Raw genomic sequence first — 22,033 nt, 5'->3', positions numbered from 1 at the left:
CCAACCGCCACGCGGAAAAATTCATCACTGGCATGTGACAAAGCGCCGGTGATAAGCGGTTGATATTAACCAGTTGGCTTATCATCCCCCCCGATGGCCGCCCGGCGCAAAGCGTTGCTTTTGTCAGAGGCGTGCCACAATCAAAGCCGGGATGGTGGTACCTGCGGGCGCGTTAGTCTGCCGCCATGAATATCGTCGAAGACCTCAGTACCCGCGAAAAATCAGGTGGATAGCGTCATTCAGATTTTGAACAAATCGGGGTGGGCATCAACCCGATCTATCGCTGGCGACGTCGCTCTGAGTGGGGACGGGCGCGCGCTCGCACGCTTGTGCAGTATCTTTGCCCGGTCGGAAAGCCGGAGAAGATGACGAAAGACGCGCGCCTGTCCTCCCGCCTCGTCACTAACTGTTCCTTATTCTTGTGCAGTTTTGCCGACCAGCCGAAGTCGCGCTCCGCCGGGTGTTACCGGCTAAAACGTGTGCGTGTTAAGACGTCGTTTTTGCGGCTAGTTTTCAGGCGTATTTCACCCATAAAAAAGCCGCCCTGCTGGCGGCTTTCTGCTTGTTTTCCTGCGTTTATCTGATGCCTGCGATTCTCTCTAAAGCCGCCTGCGCCAGAAACCCGCTGCGGGTTTTGTACTCCGGATGTGTCGCAACGTACCGATCAATTCTGTCGATCAGAAAGCGCGGCAGCGTCACGTTGATTTTTTCGGAACCGCCCAGCAGGCGAGTCACATCAATATCGACAAGCGCCCACGTATACCCGGCAAACGCTGGATTTTTTGACCACTTTTCCGCGGTGGAAACCGATGGAACATCGTGACCCAGCTCGACCAGCGTTTCTATATGCCCGATGATCGCCTCTTTCGCGTTCTTGATCGCCTCATCAAGCGTATCGCCCGCGCTAAAGCAGCCAGGCAGATCCGGCACTGTCACACCGTAAGCGTGACTTTCGTCGCCGGCCTCGATTGCGATTGGATAATACATAAACATCCTCGCTCATGCGGCGGGCTGGATGCCCGCCTGTTTTCGTATGCTTTTTACCGTGCCAATCGGTAAATCTTTTTTAGGATGGGGTATCGTCACAAGCCCCGGTTTTGTTGGATGGACGAAGTGGTGATGACTGCCTGTTACTCTTACCAGCACCCACCCATCCGCCTGAATTTCTGCTATCAGCTTCCTGCTGTTCATCTCCTGCTCCGTTGTTCTCAACAAGGTAACCCCAATAACCCCAACATGCAATTTATTAGGGTTACTGGAGTTATTTTTTGCTGCGGTTACGTTGATCGAAAACACGTTTTCCGGTACGCCGCCGAAGTGCTTATGCGTGATTGTCTTTATCCCGTAGCCGCGATACGGCATCGCCAACCGGCGTTCGGCGTCATCGCGGCGCGGATACCCCTTCGTGATAATCAGCTTTTCGTACTGGTGGCCAATAAGACGCCGCGACCAGTACGGATTTACCAGGCGATACTCTTCCGGCTTATCGCCGCGTTTCATCGCATCGACGTATTCCCCACACACGGCCAGATGCAGATCAGCCACTAATGCCTCCCCCTTATTCCGCTCCTGCGGTGTCATTTTTTCTGCGAAAATGCGGCCTTCATCCTGCTGATCAGGCTGCTGGTCTGCTGCTTTGCCGCCATCACCCGCGCCGGTGATTTCTCTTCACCGCGCCGGCGTGAAACCAGCCGCCCGTCCACCACGCTGTAAACCAGATCACCGCAGGCGATAGCCGCGCCAGCCATCACCGATTTCACCAGCGCCGGGCTGCTCTCCAGCCCTTTGGCTGCCAGCAATTCCGCGATAATCGTTTCGCGTCCTTCTAATATCGGCGGCGGTGTCGGCGTTCCCCGTTTCCCCCTTTTCCGCTTAACGTCACTGGTTAAACGTTGCGCAATTTCCCGCTTCTCTTTGCGCGTCAGCGCATCAACATTCACCGTCGCGCCATCGTCAGCTGACACCGCTATTTCTGCTGGTGCTGCTGCGTCGCTGTCGGCATGTAAATCTCCGTCAAACCCTTGTGCGGCCTGCCGCGTACAGTTATTGACAGAACTCCGAGGGGCGGCGATGCCGCCTGAAAAGCCCAACTTTTCGCCAGTGTCGTCGGCCTTCAGCTTCGGCACGATTTTGTAAGCGCTGGTGCGGGTAAAAATTAAAGAATCTTTTCCCGCCTGCGGCGAATAGACGCCGGAGATCCGCGACACGTCATCGCCGAAGTCATTACCGTTTTCCGTGGTTTCATAACTCAGGCGCACGCGCAGCGCGTCACGGGTGACCAGCGGCCCGCCCTGCGCCGTGATATACCCGGCCCAGTCGCCGCTATCGGCCGCAACGTGGGCCGGTGAAATGTCCGGGTGAAGCGTGAGATCGCGATCGCGCAGGCGGCGAAGCTCGCGATACACCGTGACCGGCGCGCCGCCGATTTGCTGAAACTGGCGAATCGCCCAGCGTGAAGCCCAGGCGCTGACGCGGCGTGACATCGCTTTCAGATCTTCGCCGGTTTCGTCGTCCTTCTCATCGTCCAGCGCGAAGCCATCGATATTCTTTGCAATGTATTTGGCTATGTAGCCCGTCGCGCCGCCGCGCGCGTTGTCGATCGGCACGACTTTAAAGCGGTTCTCTTCTGCGCCCGGCTCGTTGCCGTCTTCCTCCAGCGCGTACTGGCGGAAAGTGGCGCGCGCCAGCCCGACGTGATCGGGGCGCATGAACAGCAATAAGTGCCAGTGTGGTGTCGCGTCGTGGTGCGGCTCCGCAACGCGGAAACCGAAAACGCGAATGCCGTGGCGCTTCCACGCGGCGCGCACTTTCGCCCACACGTTGCAAAGGTATTTCTGGGTTTTCCGTGGTGATGCGCCGGTGTATTTGTTGTTGCGCTTGCCGTCATGCTGCATCGCGTGAAACTTTGACGGCGCGGTCAGCGTATAGAAATCACCGGCCAGCCCTTGTAGCTGCGCCAGATCTTCAAACCCGCGCATTCTGGTCATCAGTTCCCGGCGGCGGTTCGCCGGGTTCGCCACGCTCCCGGCAACGTTATCGACCAGGGATGTGCGTTCGCCGGTGTCCTGGTCTTCCAGCTCCATCGCTTGCAAAAATCTGGTGTTCGCCTTTTTTTGCGCGTGCCACTCGCTGACGCACGGCGCGCTGGCATATGGCGTGGATTTTTTCTGCACGTAACCGGCGGCGATCAGCAAATGTTCGCGCCAGCGCGCGTGAATACGGCGCAGGCGGTTGAGCCACCATTTGGGCGACTCAAGACGCAGCACAATGCGTAATGCGTCTTCCGCTTCCAGCTCTTCTTTGCAGTAAGCAGACCATCCGGGGATCGGCGTATTCAGATGACGCGCCAGCGAAGCAATGCGGCCATAACCGGAAAGCGCAGCGAACGCCGGATCACCAGTGCGGGAAAGCTGGTAATTCGACTCGCGTATAAACTCGCTGGTAAAGATATCGACAAGCGTATACGCGAGGCGTTTTAGCTCTTTTTTCCTCGCCCATAACAACCGCAAAAGCTGCTCGCGCACCGGCAGCAGTGCGCCGGGTGTTACGCCCACCGGCAAATAACGTTCGTTAACGGTGTCGATACGGGAAAGGATGTGGCGTTCGAAGGTGTTAATCAGCCAGCGGTCGCCAGCCCGGCGATCGCGCGCGTCCAGCGTTTCCAGCTTGCGGGCATAGTGGTGGCGGAGGTACTGCGGCAAAGCCGCCAGGCGGCGGCGCAGGAATTTGCAGCGATCGGGCTTTTCGTCTTCTTCGGCCAGATCGGCAAAGGTGAGCTGTTTTCGCGTGCCGTTGGGCGTGAGATAGCCGAAGCCATCACGCCTGGTGTCTGTTTCCCGCCCTACCGCTGGCCGTGGCTGATTCCACGCGTAAGCGTAACGGGTAGCGTCTTCCGCACTACCCGTAAACGGTGGCGGATCAGATGGCGCGTAACGCCCGCGATTTACTGCGGTCACGACTAATCAGCCTTATTCTGAAGACTCAGCAGCGCGGCATCGAATTTGTCAGCGTCCATCCACACAATGACCGCGGTTTTTTTCAGGCGGTCATACAGATCCCCCGGCCTGATGCCGGTGGCGACGAATTTCACTTCAGTGTCACCGTTACGTTTTTTCGCTTCACCAGTTACAGACTGGTGAAGCGTCTGAAACGACAAATTTTCATCACCGATTTCTTTTAAAAGCTCGGTTAATCCGGCCATCAAAAACCTCCTTGTTATCCATCACGCCGATCACTTCCCCGGCTTTTTTGCGCGTCTCTTCTGCCCGCGTTGTTGCACTAAGTCGATGGCGTCCGGCATGGTCAGCCCCTGTGTTTTTCCATCCAGCAGATCAGCGCGATGCTGATGCCGCACAGGAGCACGCCAGCCAGCAAAACGGCGATTTCCATCAGATCGGCTCCCTGACTTCGTTGCGGATAGCCTCAGCCGTGGCGCGCAGCAGCTCGCCGGCTTCTGTGCTGTTCAGCGCGCTGTCGCTGGTATGCGTTGCAAGAAGCGCCAGCGAGTTGGCAGTCACATCGCCGCAGCGCAGGCGCTCTTCTTTGCGTGTGTGCTCCGGCAGGCGGCTGAGGGATGGACTCGCCACCTGAAATTTCCGCTTTTCGCTATTTCTCATTTGCATGTCGTCATGCTCCATATGGCGAGGAAGGCGCGGCAGCGCGTTGCAACTGGTTGCTGATGCGTGTGCGGGTTGCGTCGATAAATTCCATGACGGCGGGATCGGTGGCTTTAAAAGTCACTTCGCCATCGTGCCGGGTTTTGATGGTCATCCCCTCTTCGACGATGGCCGGAATTAATTTATGCAAAATAAAATTAAGCTGGTCGCGTTTTGACAGTACGGTCACGGTGCATCCCTCTTAATCAGATGAGTTTAACCGCCGTCATATTTAAAAATGACGGTAATACAAAAATGATGGTTAAAAATCGAATGGGTTAGATCGCCTTTTTAAATAATTCGAGCAACATGCGTAAAGCCCCCTTTTTTATTTTCCCGGCATAAATAAACGGCTTATTCCTTTCCTTGATAAATTGCACGCGCGTCGGTTCGGGTTTAAAAAATCTTCCGTCTGGCGTTTCAATCCAGCCGCGTGAGTTTTTGAAGTGCGTCACTTTGCAGCCGTGGCGCAGCAGGCTTGCCATCGACGGGCATTCACTTTGCATAGCTGCCACCCCGGCAAATGTTATCAACGGTTCTGATCGCGTCGGCAAGCGCGAAATCACGCCCGTAGTGATTCCCGCCGCTGGAAATAGTGTAAGACGCTCTCTGCGTGAAAGGATTGCGCGGACATTCCTGAATCGTGAACCCGCGATATAAATAAGCGTGGCGACCTAACTTAATTAACTTAGAAGATATAGTCATTCCTATTTCCCCTCTTTTAATTGCTGGCTATCAACATCGTGTGAAATAGATTTAATTGCTTTATTGATAAGTTTTTTATTCGTTATTATAAATACACCGCGTTCGGTTTTAATAACGAGCCCTTTTTGCATATCGACTAAATAATTATTTTCGATATTTCCCGGATGGTGAAGCCGGTGACGTCTGCGAAACGTGGCCCGCTGCCCGGTGGAAAGCTGAGGTGATAATAAAAGGCACATAGCTAACCCTCACAGACCAATCCAGAGCAGCCAGGCGTCGCGCTGTTCTTTGGGGCGGTTGTAGAAAGCGTCACGCATTGCGCGGTTGAACTCAGGCAGGTATACCCAGTTTTCTGCGCGTCCTGTTAGCGCGTCCGGGTTCTTCATTGGAATGACCGGCAACTTTCCTTCGCCAACCATATTGGTCACAGCCTTAGCCGTCTTGCCGATCATTTCTGCAAATTTTGCGGCGGGTACTGCATCAATCGGATGTTTAAGCTGAATGTAACTCTCCTGATGTTCCCTCTGCATGTGCAATAATCTCCTTTGGTGTTCGGCGGCTTACAACTCGTTCAGGGGTACTGTGCGCGCCGTTTGCTTGTTTCAATGGTATCAATTGAGACCCAACAAGGAGAAGCATATGGTATCAAATGAGACCCAGTCAACTGCTATTGGGCAAAAGATTCGTGCGATAAGGGATGCAGAAGGTTTATCGAGGACGCAATTCTTTGAATTGACAGGTATTCCTTCAGGCACGCAAAAACACTATGAAATGGGAAGGAGAGAGGGAGTCGGCAGCGAGATATTATTGAAAATCACCCAACATCCTCGCTTTGCAAAATATACGCTCTGGTTAATGACTGATACCACCATACCTGAAGCCGGACAGATTGAACCGGTTCTCTCCCCTGATGGGCAAAGCAGAGAAATTTCTCACCGCTCAGGCCGCAAGACTGGTTAACACTTCATTACGCATTCATCGAATGGATAGAAAGCCATTCGATCTGTAGCAGTACCGGAGGGCTTCGCTATGTCGATTAAGAAGCTCGAAGGTGGTCAATATCAGGTAGACATTTGGCCTCGCGGGCGCAACGGAAAGCGCATCCGCAGGCGGTTTGAGAAGAAACACGAGGCCGTGCTTTTTGCGCGTTACGTGATGGCTAACGCGGATAAAAAAGAGTGGCTGGGCGCGAACGTAGATCGCCGGACATTAGGCGAATTGCTTGATGCATGGTGGTTGCTGTACGGGCAGGCGCAGGAAAATGGCGAAATTGAAAAACGGCATTTGCTGAAAACGATAACCGCGCTCGGTGATCCTGCGGTTAACCGTCTCAGCAAGCGCACGCTGGCGCAGCATCGCGGCTTACGCCTGGCGGACGGCATTAGCGCGTCCACGATCAATCGCGACATGTACCGCCTTTCCGGCATGTTTAGCACGTTGATAAAGCTGGAAGAATTCAGACAAGAAAACCCCCTCAAAGGCCTTGAACCACTGAAAGAAACCCCGGCGGCCATGACCTATCTAACCAAACCTGAGATCGGCCAGTTGCTTGACACGCTCACCGGCGACGAGCGCCGCGTTGCGTTGCTTTGCCTGAGTACCGGCGCGCGCTGGGGTGAAGGCAGCACGCTACGCGCTGAACAGATTATTCACGGTCGCGTGACGTTCCTGAAAACCAAAAACGGAAAAAACCGCACGGTTCCCATATCGGCAGCGCTGGAAAATGAGATCAGGACCCGGGAAACCGGGCCATTGTTCAAAGTCGATTATGAAAACTTCTGTGAACGGCTGCGGCAGGTGAAACCAGACTTGCCGCGCGGGCAGGCAACGCATGTGCTACGGCACACGTTCGCCAGCTGGTTTATGATGAACGGTGGGAACATCATCGCGTTACAGCAGATTCTTGGCCATGCGAGCATTCAGCAAACGATGGTTTATGCTCATCTCGCGCCGGATTATCTGCAACATGCGGTGACGTTAAACCCGCTTGGCGGTGGGGTTGCGGTGTGACAATGTTGTCTACGTTTTGTCTACGCCGTTGAGGTCAGTAATCCGTTGTAGCCGCTTAATGCGGTTGCAGCGGGTACTGATTTAGAAGGGGTTTCCCGAAATACCTGACAAAAAAAACCCCCACATCATGTGGGGGAAGACAGGGATGGTGTCTATGGCAAGGAAAACAGGGTTTGTTACTGGTAATGCCGGGTACTACTGCTACTCATAACCATCGACGGAGAACTTTGCTGCATCTGCGCCACTTCGCGCAGTTGCGTCATCCGCTGCTGGTGCTTCTGGTTTAAAACCGCTTGCTGCTCCGGCGTCAGCAGGTTGTACATCTGGTTGCGGACTTTCGCCATTTCAACCTGACGAGCGACTTGCTCCTGCGCCATTTTTTCTGCCTGAGCGCGCACAGCGTTTTCATCAAAATTTTCTGCGGTGACAAGGCGATGCATTGTCTCCATTTCGCTAACATTAACAGGAGGCTGGTCGTGCCGCGCCTGTCTCATTAAATCCCGCATCTGCTGACGCTGATGTTCGGTTAAATTAATACCGTCGAACATATGGCTCTGAACACTACGCTGTGCAAACCCATCAATCGGGTGCCAGTTATCGCCTGTTACGACGTCAGCAGCCTGGCTAACGGTGCTAAACGCCAGCGTTGAGGCCATGACGGCAGCGGTAACGATGCGCATCATTTACTCCAGTAACCTTTTCGTCTCACGATTCAACGATAATCAGTCTACGATTCAGGCTGCAAACATGCGTCAGGGGGTGTAAAACAACGTAAAGTCATGGATTAGCAAGTCTCGATGACGTAATTTCTGCCTCGGAGGTATTTAAACAATGAATAAAATCCTTTTAGTAGATGATGACCGAGAGCTTACTTCCTTGTTAAAGGAGCTACTCGACATGGAAGGTTTCAATGTGCTCGTTGCCCATGACGGGGAGCAGGCGCTCGACCTCCTCGACGACAGCATCGACCTGCTTTTGCTTGATGTCATGATGCCGAAGAAAAACGGCATCGACACACTTAAAGAGCTACGCCAGACACACCAGACACCGGTCATTATGCTGACCGCACGCGGCAGCGAACTCGATCGCGTTCTTGGCCTTGAGCTGGGCGCGGATGACTATTTGCCAAAACCGTTTAACGATCGTGAATTAGTCGCGCGTATTCGCGCAATCTTGCGCCGCTCGCACTGGAGCGAACAGCAGCAAAGCACCGATAACGGCTCGCCTACTCTTGAAGTGGACGCGCTGAGTCTTAATCCGGGTCGTCAGGAAGCCAGCTTTGAAGGCCAGGCGCTGGAACTGACCGGCACCGAATTCACCCTGCTTTACTTGCTGGCTCAACATTTAGGTCAGGTAGTATCGCGTGAACATCTGAGCCAGGAAGTGCTGGGTAAACGTTTAACGCCGTTCGACCGCGCTATTGATATGCACATTTCCAATCTGCGCCGCAAACTGCCGGAGCGTAAAGATGGGCACCCGTGGTTTAAAACCCTGCGCGGCCGCGGTTATCTGATGGTGTCCGCTTCATGATAGGAAGTTTGACCGCCCGCATCTTTGCCATTTTCTGGTTAACGCTGGCGCTGGTATTGATGCTGGTGTTGATGGTGCCGAAGCTGGACTCCCGTCAGATGACGGAGTTGCTGGACAGCGAGCAGCGCCAGGGCGTGATGATTGAACAGCATGTTGAAGCGGAACTGTCGAACGACCCGCCGAACGACCTGATGTGGTGGCGCAGGCTTTTCCGCGCCATCGACAAATGGGCGCCGCCGGGTCAACGTCTGCTGCTGGTGACCAGCGAAGGGCGCGTCATTGGCGCCGAACGCAACGAGATGCAGATCATCCGTAACTTCATCGGCCAGGCGGACAACTCCGACCATCCGCAGAAGAAAAAATATGGCCGGGTCGAAATGGTAGGGCCCTTCTCCGTGCGTGACGGGGAAGACAATTACCAGCTCTATCTGATTCGTCCCGCCAGCAGTTCGCAATCTGACTTTATCAACCTGTTGTTTGACCGCCCGTTATTGTTGCTGATTGTCACCATGCTGATCAGCTCGCCGCTGCTGTTGTGGCTGGCGTGGAGCCTGGCGAAACCGGCGCGTAAGTTGAAAAATGCGGCGGATGAAGTGGCGCAAGGCAACTTGCGGCAGCATCCGGAACTGGAATCCGGGCCGCAGGAGTTTCTGGCCGCCGGCGCCAGTTTCAACCAGATGGTGACGGCGCTCGAACGCATGATGACCGCGCAGCAGCGCCTGCTTTCCGACATCTCGCACGAACTGCGTACACCGCTCACACGCTTACAGCTCGGCACCGCACTGCTGCGTCGCCGCAGCGGCGAAAGCAAAGAGCTGGAACGCATTGAAACTGAAGCGCAGCGGCTGGACAGCATGATCAACGATCTGCTGGTCATGTCGCGCAATCAGCAGAAAAACGCGCTGGTCAGCGAAACGGTGAAAGCCAATCAAATGTGGAATGAGGTGCTGGATAACGCAGCGTTTGAAGCGGAGCAGATGGGTAAATCCCTGACCGTCAACTTCCCGCCGGGCCCGTGGCCGCTGTACGGTAACCCGAGCGCGCTGGAAAGTGCGGTCGAAAACATCGTGCGCAATGCGCTGCGCTACTCACACAGCAAAATCGAAGTCAGTTTCGCGGTGGATAAAGACGGCATCACCATTAACGTGGACGATGACGGCCCCGGCGTCAGCCCGGAAGACAGGGAACAGATTTTCCGCCCGTTCTACCGTACCGACGAAGCGCGCGATCGCGAGTCCGGCGGCACGGGCCTTGGCCTGGCGATTGTCGAAACCGCTATTCAGCAGCATCGCGGCTGGGTAAAAGCAGACGACAGCCCGCTCGGCGGGTTACGCCTGACGATATGGCTGCCGTTATATAAACGCGTTTAATAACTCGCCCTCTCCGCTCACCGGAGGGGGCGTTTTATTTCCCCAACAACCTGCGTGAATTATCTTCAATCTTGCCGCTCAAACGCCGCTTTTGCATCGTACGTGTCCAGCTCGCCGACAACCCGGCGGCCGACAGCAAGCGATGATATTGCTCATCATCAAACGGCTGAAACCAGGCTATCGCCGCCGCGTCATAGACGCTGACATCGCTCACACGTGAAACCAGCTCCAGCGGCGCTTCCGCCGATACATTGCCGCCCGCAATCACCCGATAAAGCCAGCCAGTACGGCCGCTGGACTGCATCTGCGTTGACATGTCGCTGATGCCAAAGTGGAAATTGAGTTTGAAACAGGGCGAACGCGGTTGCGTCACCTGGATCAGCGCGTCGCCCCAGCGAAAAATATCGCCGATAAAGACGTTTTTTTCTGTCAGACCGCTGGTGGAAAGATTCTCGCCAAATGCGGGCGCGCAAAATAAGGCCGCCTGCTGCGGAAACATCTGCGCCCAGTGAGCATAGTGTTCTCGCGGGTAGTGGCACAACGCGCGATCTGTCCCGCCGTGGTAACTTTTCTCCGCCTGCTCGTCCCCGGCGATACCGGTTTCGGTTAGCGTGAGTTCGCCTTCAACCTGCAATTTTGCGATGGCGCTCGGTCGGCTGCCCTGATAATCCCTTATTTTTCCTACAAATACTTCAACCGGATGTTGCATATTCCCTCCAACAGGCTTCGTTCATCACGGTATTACACCACAATTGAGCTCAGACCAAACCTGCAAAAATGAGACATTCATGCACATGCGCGCCGCTGTGCCGTGCTATCACTTACCTTACGCTTTTGAAACATGATTTCATTAATCGAGGAGGCAGTGAAGTGACGCAAACAACCCCTTTTTCCGGCGTCTGGTGTCCTTCCATCACGCCGATGGACAGTGAAAGCAACATCGATCTCAATGGATTAAAACAGCATCTTACCCGCCTGACGGCGGCGAAAATCGACGTGGTATTGCTAATGGGCAGTATCGGCGAGTTCGCCTCTTTCACACTGGATGAACGAATAATGTTGATTCGTGAAGCGCGCGGAATGTCGCCCATTTCGATGGTGGCTAACGTCTCTTCCACCTGTTTTAACGACATCCTGTGGATGGCTGATGAAGCCTACCGCACCGGCTATGAAGCCGTGATGGTGCTGCCGCCTTATTACTATGGGCAAACCAGCAACCAGCTTTTAAGCTACTTTCGCGCGCTGGGCAAAGCGATCAGCGGCAAATGGTTTGCCTATAACTTCCCGGCGCGCACCGGCTGTGATTTAACACCCGAGCTGGTCGCGGCGCTGGCCGCCGAATTCCCCGATTTTGCCGGCATTAAAGACACCGTTGATTGCCAGTCGCACACCCGCAATATGATTCTGGCAACCAAAAACGTGCGCGATGATTTCGCAGTGTTGTGCGGTTACGACGAGTATTTCATTCCTACTTTGCTGGCGGGCGGCGCTGGCGTGATTTCAGGCTTAAACAACGTGATGCCGGAGCTGTTTGTTAAAGCGCGGGAGGCGTGGCGACAAAGTGATTTGGCAACGCTGCATCAGGTGCAGCAAGAGATCGGCAAATTTATGGCCATCTACAGCATCGGCGACGATTTTGTTACCACCATCAAAACCGTGGTAGCGCGCAAGTTTGGTTACTGCACCCCCGTCGCCCGTAACTTCGGCGGTGCCCTCACTGAAGATCAGTGCAACATTATCGACACCGTTTTTGCTATCCGCTAATGCAAAAGCCGACCTGTAAAGGTCGGCCTCATTTCGTTATTTCACGGTGTTGCGTAGCGACATGTCCGCTTCCGCCCCTTTCACTTTTCGTGACCAGACAGACGTCAAAATCGGCACCAGGATCGAGGTAACGATCACCGATGTCGCCACCAGCGCCGTCGCCGCTGGCGCCATCGCTTTGAAGTCCGGCACCATTTCAGCAATCAGCACCGGCGTTGCCACCGCAGCACCAGCCGAACTGGAAGCCGCCAGACCCGCTGTTCCGTCACCGCCGCCAATCAGTTTGTCGGCAATAATCAGCGGGATCCCGGTGATCACAATCACCGCGACGCCCAGCAAAATCCCCAGCAGCCCGGTTTGCGCAATCACGCTTAAATCGATGGTGTTGCCAAGCGCGAAAGCGAAGAACGGAATCAACGTCTGCACCGCCTTGCTGAAGAACTCGCGCAGTTCCGGGTCGAGATTACCCAGCGCAAACCCCACGAGGAATGGCAGCACCGCACCAACAAACACATGCGGTTCAAAAGAAGCGATACCGGCTGTGCCGAGAATAATCATCGTCATCAATGGGCCGGATTCCAGCGACATCAGCACAAATGCCCCGGCCTCCTCTTTGGTGCCGTACTGCTGCATGATGGAGGCGTACAACCCGCCGTTGGTCATATCCATCGATGCCACCAGCGCCAGCGTCGATAAGCCGGCAAAAAAACCCGCTTCCACGCCATGTTCCGGAATCAACCGCGACGCGATAGCCGCCACCACCCAGGCGATCACGATTTTCGTCACCACCAGCGTGCCGGATTTACGCAGCACCGTACCGGTCGCGCTCAGTTTGATCGACGCGCCCATGCAAAAAAACCACACCGCAAGGATCGGCACCGTGCCGGTAATCATGCCGTTAGTGAATGAACCGAAGTATTTCCCTGCGCCGGGCGCAAAAGTGTGGCACAGAGCACCGATGAACAATGGAACCAACATCATCCCGCCAGGGATTTTCTCTATTGCACGCTTGATTTGCATATCTTCACCTGTAAAAACCGTTCGATTTTTATGGCGCAGGCACTCCGGTTGAACGGAACAACAGCCGCGCGGATGAAGAGAGGGTAGACCCGGATTGATGCGAGAAAAGTGATCAAACAACCATAACAAAACATTATTTCATTATTTTAGGATCAGCGTTCCTTTTGATTTCTGGCAGCCAAAAAGGAATAAAAAAGCCCCACCGGCAACGCCTGGCGGGGCTTCGAATCACGCACTACGGCGTGGACGAAAGCGGCTTATTTTTTCGCAGCGAAACGCGCAGCAGCTTCGTCCCAGTTCACCACGTTCCAGAACTCTTTAATGTAGTCCGGGCGGCGGTTCTGGAATTTCAGGTAGTAAGCGTGTTCCCACACATCCAGGCCCAGAATCGGGAAACCGGACGCGCCAGAGATCGCTTCACCCATCAGCGGGGAATCCTGGTTAGCGGTAGAAACCACAGCCAGTTTGTCGCCTTTCAGCACCAGCCATGCCCAGCCGGAACCAAAGCGAGTCGCCGCTGCTTTTTCGAATTCCGCTTTGAAATTGTCCACGGAACCGAAATCACGCTCGATAGCGGCTTTCAGATCGCCCTGCAAGGTGGTGCCTTTTTTCAGGCCTTTCCAGAACAGGCTGTGGTTAGCGTGGCCGCCTGCGTTGTTACGCAGTACGGTTTTTTTGTCGGCTGGCAGCTGGTCCAGTTTGGTGATCAGCTCTTCAACCGGCAGGCTCGCGAACTCCGGCAGGCTTTCCAGCGCGGCGTTTGCGTTGTTCACGTAAGTCTGGTGATGTTTAGTGTGATGGATTTCCATCGTCTGCTTGTCGAAATGCGGTTCGAGGGCATCGTATGCATACGGCAGAGCGGGCAGTGTATAGCTCATATTCATCTCCATTAAGGGTAAGCGGCTATTGTGTTAACGCCGCGTAAGCAGTTGGTTCATTATAGTTAATTAAATGATATTGAAAATGTTTATCAATGCCGTAGTTTTAATAAGGTTATAACTTTTGGTTATGTTATTGAAATTGTGAAGCCGCTCACCCTCATCACGTGCTCATTGCCAGCCTGCAACGCAACGCGGCAAACGCCTCAAGGTTAATCTTCTGACCGATTTTTACACTCATCGGGTCGGCTGCTCGTATCCCGGCGATAAAAACAAAGAGGATTGTGAAATGAGTAACGCGATTACGATGGGTATTTTTTGGCATTTGATAGGTGCGGCCAGTGCAGCCTGTTTCTATGCCCCGTTTAAAAAGGTAAGAAAGTGGTCCTGGGAAACGATGTGGTCAATCGGCGGCATCGTCTCGTGGTTGATCCTTCCCTGGACTATCAGCGCGCTGTTATTGCCTGATTTTTGGGCTTATTTCAGTTCGTTTAGCACCTCAACGCTGCTGCCGGTGTTTCTTTTCGGCGCAATGTGGGGCATCGGTAACATCAACTATGGCCTGACTATGCGCTACTTAGGCATGTCGATGGGTATTGGCATCGCCATTGGTATTACGCTGATTGTCGGAACATTGATGACGCCAATCCTCAACGGCCACTTCGATGTGCTGATCAACACCGAAGGCGGGCGAATGACCTTGCTGGGTGTGCTGGTGGCGCTGATTGGTGTTGGCATTGTTACCCGCGCCGGTCAGTTGAAAGAGCGCAAAATGGGCATCAAAGCCGAAGAGTTCAACCTGAAAAAAGGGTTAGCGCTGGCAGTGATGTGCGGCGTGTTCTCTGCCGGGATGTCTTTTGCGATGAACGCCGCCAAACCGATGCACGACGCCGCTGCCGCGCTGGGTATCGATCCGCTCTATACCGCATTGCCAAGCTACGTGGTGATCATGGGCGGTGGTGCGCTGGTGAACCTGAGCTTCTGCTTTATCCGGCTGGCAAAAGTGAAAGATCTGTCGCTAAAAGCCGACTTCTCGCTGGCAAAAGGGCTGCTTATCAGCAATATCCTGCTTTCGGCACTGGGTGGCCTGATGTGGTATCTGCAATTCTTCTTCTACGCCTGGGGTCACGCCAGCATTCCGGGGCAGTATGACTACATTAGCTGGATGCTGCATATGAGCTTCTATGTGCTGTGCGGCGGGCTGGTCGGTCTGGTGCTGAAAGAGTGGAAGAATGCCGGACGGCAACCGGTGAGTGTGCTGAGTCTCGGCTGCGTGGTGATCATTGTCGCGGCCAATATCGTCGGCCTCGGCATGGCGAGCTAATCAGGCAGCAACCCGGCTACGATGACGCCACTGACCTGGCGTCATCCCTACCTCACGGCTAAATACCACCGAAAAGTAGTTACTGTCCTCAAAGCCACACTGCATGGCGATTTCACTGATCATCTGCTCGGAGTGCTGCAACAAAAATTGGGCGTGGCAAATGCGCAACTGGCGCAAATAGTGGTTGATGGTCATCCCGGTTTGAGTACGAAACTGCTGGCGCAGCGCCCGCTCGCTGCACTGTTCCTGTTCACAAAAATGCTCCAGTACAAAGCTGCGATTCAGGCTGCCGGAAAGCGCGGTGATGAGCTTATCCAGCAGCGTTTCGCTGTGGGTCGCGGCAAGGTTATCGGTGGCGAAACGGTGGCGTTTTAGGGTCATCACCAGTTGAGCAAACAGGGTTTCCGCCATCAGATTGGCCAGCGGATCGTCCTTCGCGCTCTCATGTTCCAGTTGCGTAATCACCTGCCGCGCCTGCGCCATGCCGCTGCTACCAATGCGCCAGTGCGGGTTGGACGGCGCGCCGTTAAGCCCCGGAATATGCGCCGCCCAGTCGAGATTCAGCGTCAGCCGGTCCGGGCAGTAGATAATGTTCTGCAACACCAGGTCATTAACCGAGGCGTAAGAGTGGCAATCTTCGGCGCGGATATAAAACAGATCGCCGCGCGTAATGCGGTAAGGCCGGTCATTAAGCACATGCAACCCATTGCCGCGCCACACCATCACCAGTTCGCAGAACTCATGCGTATGTTCAGCAAAGACATTTTGCGGGTAGCGATCGGCCACCACGACCGCCTGTCCGGCGCGCGGAAAAAAGTCTGCTTTACGAAGAATTAACTCACCAGCCACAACGCCACCTCTGCCGTGAACAACCTGACATTATTAACGGAAGCCCGGCTAAAAATCGGTGATAACCTTCTCGTTACTGAAGCAGCGTGTCGCGCCCCTGGCGGATATCGCGCGGTGACCAGTCAAACTCGCGGCGAAACAGCGTCGAAAAGTGGTTACTGTCGCCGAACCCGCAGCGAAAAGCGATATCCGTCACGCTCTCGTCGCTGTGGCGTAACATATGGCGCGCTTTAATCAACCGCAGGCGGTTTAAATAGCGCTGCGGCGTCATGCCGGTGGACTGTTTAAGCTGACGATGCAGCGTACGCAACGACAAGCTGAACTGTTCTGCCAGCGACTCCCAGCAAATGTCCTCCGCGAAGTGATCTTCCAGCCACAGCATAAGCTGGTTCAGCCGCGCATCGCTGTTGCCCGCATCTTCCTGCTGGCTGCTTTTACGCAATAACACCAGCAACTGCATAAACAGGATCTCGCGGTTGGCAATGTCATGCGTTGCCACTTCACTACCCATCTCTTCCATCTGGCTAATGATGCCGCGCACCTGCCCCAGCGTGTGCTGGCTTACCCGCCAGTGCGACGGGTAATGCCCATCCTGCTCCTGCGGCAGCAACTGGTTCAACCCGGCAAGGAACTGGAACGCATCCGGCGAGCGGTACAGCACATTGGTCAAGCAGAGATTATCGGTATGTTCATACAAATGGCGGTCATGATCGCGCACAAAACAGACCGTGCCGCCGCTGATGGTGTACGGCTGACCATTGAACACATGAATCCCCGTACCGTGTTCAACAATCACAATTTCATGAAAATCATGATGATGTTCCGGAAACGCGGCCTGGGGCAATCGCGGTTCAATGGCAACGGGTGATTTACCTGACGGAAAAAAATCCACGCTATGCAGTACGGTCATGATGGCCCCGGTCTTGAGAAATGTTCTCAAAATAGTAATTAAGGGTTTTCCACCTCACCTTAAATTTTCGACGCCGATTTACGCATAGCCTGCCGTTTTTTCAAGAAACGGCCGGAAAGATCGGGAAATGTGGTGAGGGTCACAATGGCTGAAAACCTCGCGATTACTGGAAACTGTGAACTCTCTCACGTTCATCTTTGCTTTCTTGCCAGCGCGAAATCGCCACTGTCAGTAGCAAGAAGGTACGACTGCCGCACCCTTTTTAGACTGTCCGCAATGACTCTAAGAAGGACCCGATCATGACTTTTCGCCATTGTGTTGCGGTTGATTTAGGCGCCTCCAGCGGACGCGTCATGCTGGCGCGCTACGACCGCCAGAACCGCACGCTTTCGCTTCGCGAAATGCACCGTTTTGTAAACTGTCTGCAAAAAGTGGACGGCTTTGATTGCTGGGATATCGACAGCCTGGAAGCCGAAATCCGCCTCGGTCTGAATAAGGTGTGCGCCGAAGGCATACAGCCAGACAGCATCGGCATTGATACCTGGGGCGTCGATTACATCCTGGTTAATCGTGAAGGCCAGCGCGTCGGGCTGCCGATTGCCTACCGCGATAATCGCACCGATGGCGTGATGCACCGCGCGCTGCAAAACCCCGGCAAAGCCGATATCTATCGCCGCAGCGGCATTCAGTTTTTACCCTTCAACACCCTGTACCAGTTGCGCGCACTGGCAGAACAGCAACCGCACCTGCTCGAACAGGCCGACCACGCACTGCTGATCCCGGATTACTTCAGCTACCGCCTGACCGGCAATCTCAACTGGGAATACACCAACGCCACCACCACCCAACTGGTCAATATCAACACCGATAACTGGGATGAATCACTGCTGAACTGGGCAGGCGTTCCGGCTCGCTGGTTTGGCACGCCAAGCCATCCTGGCAACGTTATCGGCAACTGGATCTGCCCGCAGGGGAATGCCATTCCGGTCGTCGCTGTCGCCAGCCACGATACCGCCAGCGCGGTTATCGCCGCACCGCTGGAAAATCCCGACGCGGCGTATCTCTCTTCCGGCACCTGGTCACTGATGGGTTTTGAGAGCAAAACCCCGCACACCAGCGATGAGGCGCTCGCCGCCAATATCACCAACGAAGGCGGTGCCGAAGGCCGTTACCGGGTGCTGAAAAACATCATGGGGTTGTGGCTGCTGCAACGCGTGCTGAAAGAGCAAAACATCACCGATTTGCCGGCGTTAATCGCCCTCACCGGGCAGCTCCCTACCTGCCGCTGCGTGATTAACCCGAACGACGATCGCTTTATCAACCCGGACAACATGAGTGCCGAAATCCAGGCCGCCTGCCGGGAAGCGGGCCAACCCGTACCGCAAAACGCCGCCGAACTGGCGCGCTGCATCTTCGATAGCCTCGCGCTGTTGTATGCCGATGTGCTGAGCGAACTGGCTTTCCTGCGTGGTAAGCCGTTTACCCGCCTGCATATCGTCGGTGGCGGCTGCCAGAACCAGTTACTGAACCAGCTCTGCGCCGATGCCTGCGGGCTACCGGTGGTCGCCGGGCCGGTGGAAGCCTCGACGCTGGGCAATATTGGCGTGCAACTGATGACGCTGGATGAGTTAAGCAACGTCGATGACTTTCGCCAGCTGGTCACAGCTAACCACTCACTGATTACGTTTACCCCTAATCCTGATAATGAAATCGCCCGCTATGTCGCGCGCTTTCAGCAAAAACGACAGACAAAGGAGCTTTGCGCATGACCACTCAACTTGAACAAGCCTGGGACATTGCTAAACAGCGTTTCGCCGCTGTGGGGATTGATGTCGAGGAGGCGCTGCGCCAGCTCGACAGGCTGCCGGTTTCCATGCACTGCTGGCAGGGCGATGACGTTGCCGGTTTCGAAAACCCGGAAGGCAGCCTGACCGGCGGCATTCAGGCTACCGGCAATTATCCGGGCAAAGCGCGCAACGCCACGGAATTACGCGCCGATCTGGAACAAGCGCTGAGCCTGATCCCAGGTCCGAAACGCCTGAACCTGCATGCGATTTATCACGAAGCCGAAACGCCGGTCACGCGAAATGAAATCAAACCCGAACACTTCCAAAACTGGGTGCAGTGGGCAAAAGCCAACAATCTGGGGCTGGACTTCAACCCGTCCTGCTTCTCGCACCCGCTGAGCGCCGATGGCTTCACGCTTTCCCACGCTAACGACGAGATCCGTCAGTTCTGGATCGACCACGTGAAAGCCAGCCGCCGCGTTTCCGCTTATTTTGGCGAACAACTGGGTACACCGTCGGTAATGAATATCTGGATCCCGGACGGCATGAAAGATGTCACCGTTGACCGTCTTGCGCCGCGCCAGCGCCTGCTCAATGCGCTGGATGAGGTGATCAGCGAAAAACTGAACCCGGCGCACCATATCGACGCCGTGGAAAGTAAGTTATTCGGCATCGGTGCTGAGAGCTACACCGTCGGCTCCAACGAGTTCTATATGGGTTACGCCACCAGCCGCCAGACCGCGCTGTGCCTCGATGCCGGACACTTCCACCCAACGGAGGTTATCTCCGACAAAATCTCCGCCGCCATGCTCTATGTGCCGCGTCTGCTGCTGCATGTCAGCCGCCCGGTACGCTGGGACAGCGACCATGTGGTGCTGCTGGATGACGAAACCCAGGCCATCGCCAGCGAAATTATCCGCCACAAACTGTTCGATCGCGTCCATATCGGGCTCGACTTCTTCGACGCCTCCATCAACCGCATCGCCGCGTGGGTGATTGGTACGCGCAACATGAAAAAAGCGCTGCTGCGGGCGCTGCTCGAGCCGGTTGAACAACTGCGCAAACTGGAAGCGGACGGTGATTACACCGCGCGCCTGGCGCTGCTCGAAGAGCAGAAATCCCTGCCGTGGCAGGCGGTGTGGGAAATGTACTGCCAGCGCCACGATACGCCAGCCGGTAGCCAGTGGCTGGAAAGCGTGCGGGCCTATGAGAAAGACGTATTAAGCAAACGTGGCTAATCGCTGCGCATTCATCAGCCCGGTAAGCGCAGCGCTACCGGGCAATAAACGGGAAACAGAAGACTATGCAGACCATTACCGATTCCTGGTTCGTCCAGGGGATGATCAAAGCCACCTCGGACGCCTGGCTGAAAGGCTGGGATGAACGCAACGGCGGCAACCTGACGCTGCGCCTGGATGAGGCAGACATCACATCGTTCGCCGCTGATTTTCACCAGAAACCACGCTATATCGCCCTCAGCCAGCCGATGCCGCTGCTGGCTAATACGCCGTTTATCGTCACCGGCTCCGGCAAATTTTTCCGTAACGTGCAGCTCGATCCGGCAGCAAATTTAGGCGTAGTGAAAGTCGACAGCGACGGCGCGGGTTACCACATTCTCTGGGGGCTGGAGCATGAAGCGGTTCCGACGTCAGAGCTACCGGCGCACTTTTTGTCGCACTGCGAACGCATCAAAGCCACCGGCGGGAAAGACCGCGTGATCATGCACTGTCATGCCACCAATCTGATTGCGCTGACCTACGTGCTGGAAAACTCCGCCGATTTGATTACCCGCAAACTGTGGGAAGGCAGTACCGAGTGTCTGGTGGTGTTCCCGGATGGCGTTGGCATTCTGCCGTGGATGGTGCCAGGCACGGATGAAATCGGCCAGGCGACCGCCAAAGATATGCAGAAACATTCGCTGGTGCTGTGGCCTTTCCACGGCGTGTTCGGTAGCGGCCCGACGCTGGATGAAGCGTTTGGTCTGATCGACACCGCCGAGAAATCCGCCGAGGTGCTGGTAAAAATCTATTCGATGGGCGGTATGAAACAGACCATCACGCAGCAAGAGTTGATTGCGCTGGGTAAACGCTTTGGCGTGACGCCGCTGCAATCGGCATTAGATCTGTACCCATAACAACATCGCGCCCCGCTCACTGAGACGGGGCGAATCCTCACCTGCAAGCCCTACAAACACTAACTCTCGTGGAGTAAAAGCAATGAAAACAAAAGCAAGCTTAATCCTCACCGTTGCCATGCTGGCGTTGTCCGGTTCCGCTTTAGCTGAAGTAAAAATCGCCCTCGTGGCGAAATCTTTAGGTAATGGCTTTTTTGAAGCAGCAAACACCGGCGCACAGGAGGCAGCCAAAGAGCTAGGAGATGTCAAAGTGATCTACACCGGCCCGACCACCACCACGGCCGAAGCGCAGATCGAAGTGCTTAACGGGTTGATCGCCCAGGGGGTGGATGCGATCGCCATCTCCGCCAACGATCCCGATGCCGTGGTGCCGGTGCTGAAAAAAGCGATGCAGCGCGGCATTAAAGTGGTGTCGTGGGATTCCGGCGTGGCGAAAGCCGGACGCCAGATCCACCTCAACCCCTCGAATAACGCGCTGATTGGCGAAACCAACGTCAAACTGGCCGCCGATGCGCTAAAAGCGCTGAATGTTGAAAAAGGCGATGTGGCGATTCTTAGCGCCACACCCACCTCCACCAACCAGAATATCTGGATTGCGGAGATGAAAAAGGTATTGCCGAAGTACCCGTCGATTAACCTGGTGACTGTCGCTTATGGCGACGATCTCTCCGATAAGAGCTACCGCGAAGCGGTCGGCCTGCTGAAATCGTATCCGGACCTGAAAGTGATTGTTTCGCCATCGTCGGTCGGCATTGTCGCGGCGGCGCAAGCGGTAAAAGACCAGGGCAAGATTGGCAAAGTGTATGTCACCGGTTTAGGGCTGCCGTCTGAAATGGCGGGCGCGATTAAGTCCGGCGCGAGCAAAAGTTTCGCCATCTGGAACCCGATCGACCTCGGTTATGCCGCCACCTATTTAGCGGATGATCTGGTGAAAGGCACGGCGACCAAAGACGAAGCCAGCATGGGCAAACTCGGCAAGGTGAAACTCGACGCCGACGGTAACGGCGCGATGGCTGAGCCGTTTGTCTACGATGCCAGCAACATTGATAAGTTCTCGAAGATTTTCTGATCCCTTCCTGCCCTCTTTTGCGGGAGAG

General features: G+C 55.1%; 25 protein-coding genes and 1 pseudogene. 10 read left to right on the top strand and 16 right to left on the bottom strand.

Translation table 11 applies throughout. The features are described from left to right. Positions 1-576: 576 nt before the first annotated feature. From H650_RS14625 to H650_RS14590, 10 genes and pseudogenes are all read right to left on the bottom strand, one after another. Positions 577-987 carry a type II toxin-antitoxin system HicB family antitoxin gene (locus H650_RS14625; RefSeq protein ID WP_044489769.1) on the bottom strand — a complete coding sequence of 137 codons (411 nt, stop codon included), beginning with the start codon at positions 985-987 and terminating at the stop codon, positions 577-579. Between the two features lie 12 nt (positions 988-999). Then, the gene (locus H650_RS24690; protein ID WP_071925246.1) at positions 1,000-1,191 is read right to left on the bottom strand and encodes a type II toxin-antitoxin system HicA family toxin; all 192 of its coding nucleotides are present in this window, start codon (positions 1,189-1,191) and stop codon (positions 1,000-1,002) included. Between the two features lie 87 nt (positions 1,192-1,278). Beyond that, positions 1,279-1,545, bottom strand: a pseudogene (locus H650_RS25340) (ASCH domain-containing protein); the annotation flags it as partial. A 32-nt stretch (positions 1,546-1,577) separates the two neighbouring features. After that, on the bottom strand, positions 1,578-3,956 hold the full coding sequence (locus tag H650_RS14615) for a replication endonuclease (RefSeq protein WP_020455938.1): 2,379 nt from the start codon (positions 3,954-3,956) through the stop codon (positions 1,578-1,580). A 2-nt stretch (positions 3,957-3,958) separates the two neighbouring features. Further along, entirely contained in the window at positions 3,959-4,201 is a 243-nt protein-coding gene (locus H650_RS14610; protein WP_020455937.1) for a hypothetical protein, read from the bottom strand. Positions 4,202-4,388: 187 nt separating this feature from the next. Beyond that, complete coding sequence (locus H650_RS14605; RefSeq protein WP_286141484.1) at positions 4,389-4,616, bottom strand: DUF2732 family protein; 228 nt, start codon at positions 4,614-4,616, stop codon at positions 4,389-4,391. 10 nt (positions 4,617-4,626) lie between these two features. Further along, positions 4,627-4,845, bottom strand: coding sequence for a hypothetical protein (locus H650_RS14600; protein WP_020455935.1), 219 nt, complete (start codon positions 4,843-4,845; stop codon positions 4,627-4,629). 88 nt (positions 4,846-4,933) lie between these two features. Next, positions 4,934-5,161 (bottom strand): phage filamentation protein Fil family protein, encoded by a 228-nt coding sequence (locus H650_RS14595; protein WP_020455934.1) that lies wholly within the window; start codon positions 5,159-5,161, stop codon positions 4,934-4,936. Beyond that, a complete protein-coding gene (locus H650_RS24680; protein ID WP_233500432.1) occupies positions 5,151-5,360 on the bottom strand; it encodes a DUF4761 family protein in 210 nt (69 codons plus the stop codon). Before H650_RS24680 ends, H650_RS14595 begins: the two co-directional genes overlap by 11 nt. 248 nt (positions 5,361-5,608) lie before the next feature. Next, positions 5,609-5,890 (bottom strand): Cox family DNA-binding protein, encoded by a 282-nt coding sequence (locus tag H650_RS14590; RefSeq protein WP_020455932.1) that lies wholly within the window; start codon positions 5,888-5,890, stop codon positions 5,609-5,611. 109 nt (positions 5,891-5,999) lie between these two features. On the opposite strand from H650_RS14590, the gene H650_RS14585 reads away from it, so the two are divergent. Continuing rightward, a complete protein-coding gene (locus tag H650_RS14585) occupies positions 6,000-6,320 on the top strand; it encodes a helix-turn-helix domain-containing protein (protein ID WP_020455931.1) in 321 nt (106 codons plus the stop codon). A 69-nt stretch (positions 6,321-6,389) separates the two neighbouring features. Then, entirely contained in the window at positions 6,390-7,370 is a 981-nt protein-coding gene (locus H650_RS14580; protein ID WP_020455930.1) for a phage integrase, read from the top strand. Positions 7,371-7,546: 176 nt separating this feature from the next. Here the strand turns inward: H650_RS14580 and cpxP are convergent, their stop codons facing one another. Continuing rightward, positions 7,547-8,050 carry a cell-envelope stress modulator CpxP gene (gene cpxP / locus H650_RS14575; protein WP_020455929.1) on the bottom strand — a complete coding sequence of 168 codons (504 nt, stop codon included), beginning with the start codon at positions 8,048-8,050 and terminating at the stop codon, positions 7,547-7,549. 151 nt (positions 8,051-8,201) lie between these two features. Here cpxP and cpxR point away from each other — a divergent pair, with 151 nt between their 5' ends. Further along, positions 8,202-8,900, top strand: a complete 699-nt coding sequence (cpxR, locus tag H650_RS14570; RefSeq protein ID WP_044489537.1) for an envelope stress response regulator transcription factor CpxR — start codon at positions 8,202-8,204, stop codon at positions 8,898-8,900. Next, positions 8,897-10,270: an envelope stress sensor histidine kinase CpxA gene (cpxA, locus tag H650_RS14565; RefSeq protein ID WP_020455927.1), complete on the top strand. Its 1,374-nt coding sequence runs from the start codon at positions 8,897-8,899 to the stop codon at positions 10,268-10,270. The genes cpxR and cpxA overlap by 4 nt, the downstream gene beginning before the upstream one ends. A gap of 34 nt (positions 10,271-10,304) precedes the next feature. Here the strand turns inward: cpxA and yiiM are convergent, their stop codons facing one another. Beyond that, on the bottom strand, positions 10,305-10,979 hold the full coding sequence (yiiM, locus tag H650_RS14560) for a 6-hydroxyaminopurine reductase (protein WP_020455926.1): 675 nt from the start codon (positions 10,977-10,979) through the stop codon (positions 10,305-10,307). 161 nt (positions 10,980-11,140) lie between these two features. On the opposite strand from yiiM, the gene H650_RS14555 reads away from it, so the two are divergent. Then, the gene (locus tag H650_RS14555) at positions 11,141-12,034 is read left to right on the top strand and encodes a dihydrodipicolinate synthase family protein (protein WP_020455925.1); all 894 of its coding nucleotides are present in this window, start codon (positions 11,141-11,143) and stop codon (positions 12,032-12,034) included. A gap of 36 nt (positions 12,035-12,070) precedes the next feature. Here H650_RS14555 and kdgT read toward each other — a convergent pair whose 3' ends face one another. Both kdgT and sodA read right to left on the bottom strand, forming a co-directional pair. Further along, a complete protein-coding gene (kdgT, locus tag H650_RS14550) occupies positions 12,071-13,054 on the bottom strand; it encodes a 2-keto-3-deoxygluconate transporter (RefSeq protein ID WP_020455924.1) in 984 nt (327 codons plus the stop codon). A 257-nt stretch (positions 13,055-13,311) separates the two neighbouring features. Beyond that, a complete protein-coding gene (gene sodA / locus H650_RS14545) occupies positions 13,312-13,932 on the bottom strand; it encodes a superoxide dismutase [Mn] (protein ID WP_020455923.1) in 621 nt (206 codons plus the stop codon). Positions 13,933-14,221: 289 nt separating this feature from the next. Here sodA and rhaT point away from each other — a divergent pair, with 289 nt between their 5' ends. Then, positions 14,222-15,256, top strand: a complete 1,035-nt coding sequence (rhaT, locus tag H650_RS14540; protein ID WP_020455922.1) for an L-rhamnose/proton symporter RhaT — start codon at positions 14,222-14,224, stop codon at positions 15,254-15,256. Here the strand turns inward: rhaT and rhaR are convergent, their stop codons facing one another. Continuing rightward, on the bottom strand, positions 15,257-16,105 hold the full coding sequence (gene rhaR / locus H650_RS14535) for an HTH-type transcriptional activator RhaR (protein WP_020455921.1): 849 nt from the start codon (positions 16,103-16,105) through the stop codon (positions 15,257-15,259). It abuts the gene before it with no gap. 73 nt (positions 16,106-16,178) lie between these two features. Continuing rightward, the gene (rhaS, locus tag H650_RS14530) at positions 16,179-17,015 is read right to left on the bottom strand and encodes an HTH-type transcriptional activator RhaS (RefSeq protein ID WP_020455920.1); all 837 of its coding nucleotides are present in this window, start codon (positions 17,013-17,015) and stop codon (positions 16,179-16,181) included. 299 nt (positions 17,016-17,314) lie between these two features. On the opposite strand from rhaS (H650_RS14530), the gene rhaB reads away from it, so the two are divergent. The 4 genes from rhaB (at position 17,315) to rhaS (H650_RS14510) (ending at position 22,005) form a co-directional block, all read left to right on the top strand. Then, a complete protein-coding gene (rhaB, locus tag H650_RS14525; protein WP_020455919.1) occupies positions 17,315-18,784 on the top strand; it encodes a rhamnulokinase in 1,470 nt (489 codons plus the stop codon). Then, positions 18,781-20,040, top strand: a complete 1,260-nt coding sequence (rhaA, locus tag H650_RS14520; protein ID WP_020455918.1) for an L-rhamnose isomerase — start codon at positions 18,781-18,783, stop codon at positions 20,038-20,040. Before rhaB ends, rhaA begins: the two co-directional genes overlap by 4 nt. Before the next feature lie 65 nt (positions 20,041-20,105). Beyond that, complete coding sequence (gene rhaD / locus H650_RS14515; protein ID WP_020455917.1) at positions 20,106-20,936, top strand: rhamnulose-1-phosphate aldolase; 831 nt, start codon at positions 20,106-20,108, stop codon at positions 20,934-20,936. Positions 20,937-21,018: 82 nt separating this feature from the next. Continuing rightward, positions 21,019-22,005: a rhamnose ABC transporter substrate-binding protein gene (gene rhaS / locus H650_RS14510; RefSeq protein WP_020455916.1), complete on the top strand. Its 987-nt coding sequence runs from the start codon at positions 21,019-21,021 to the stop codon at positions 22,003-22,005. The last annotated feature ends 28 nt before the right edge of the window (positions 22,006-22,033 follow it).

Origin of the sequence: Enterobacter sp. R4-368 (genome assembly GCF_000410515.1) — a bacterium.
GTDB lineage: Bacteria > Pseudomonadota > Gammaproteobacteria > Enterobacterales > Enterobacteriaceae > Kosakonia.
The sequence above is the reverse complement of the archived record's forward strand: the minus strand, read 5'-3'. Positions and strand labels throughout refer to the sequence as shown.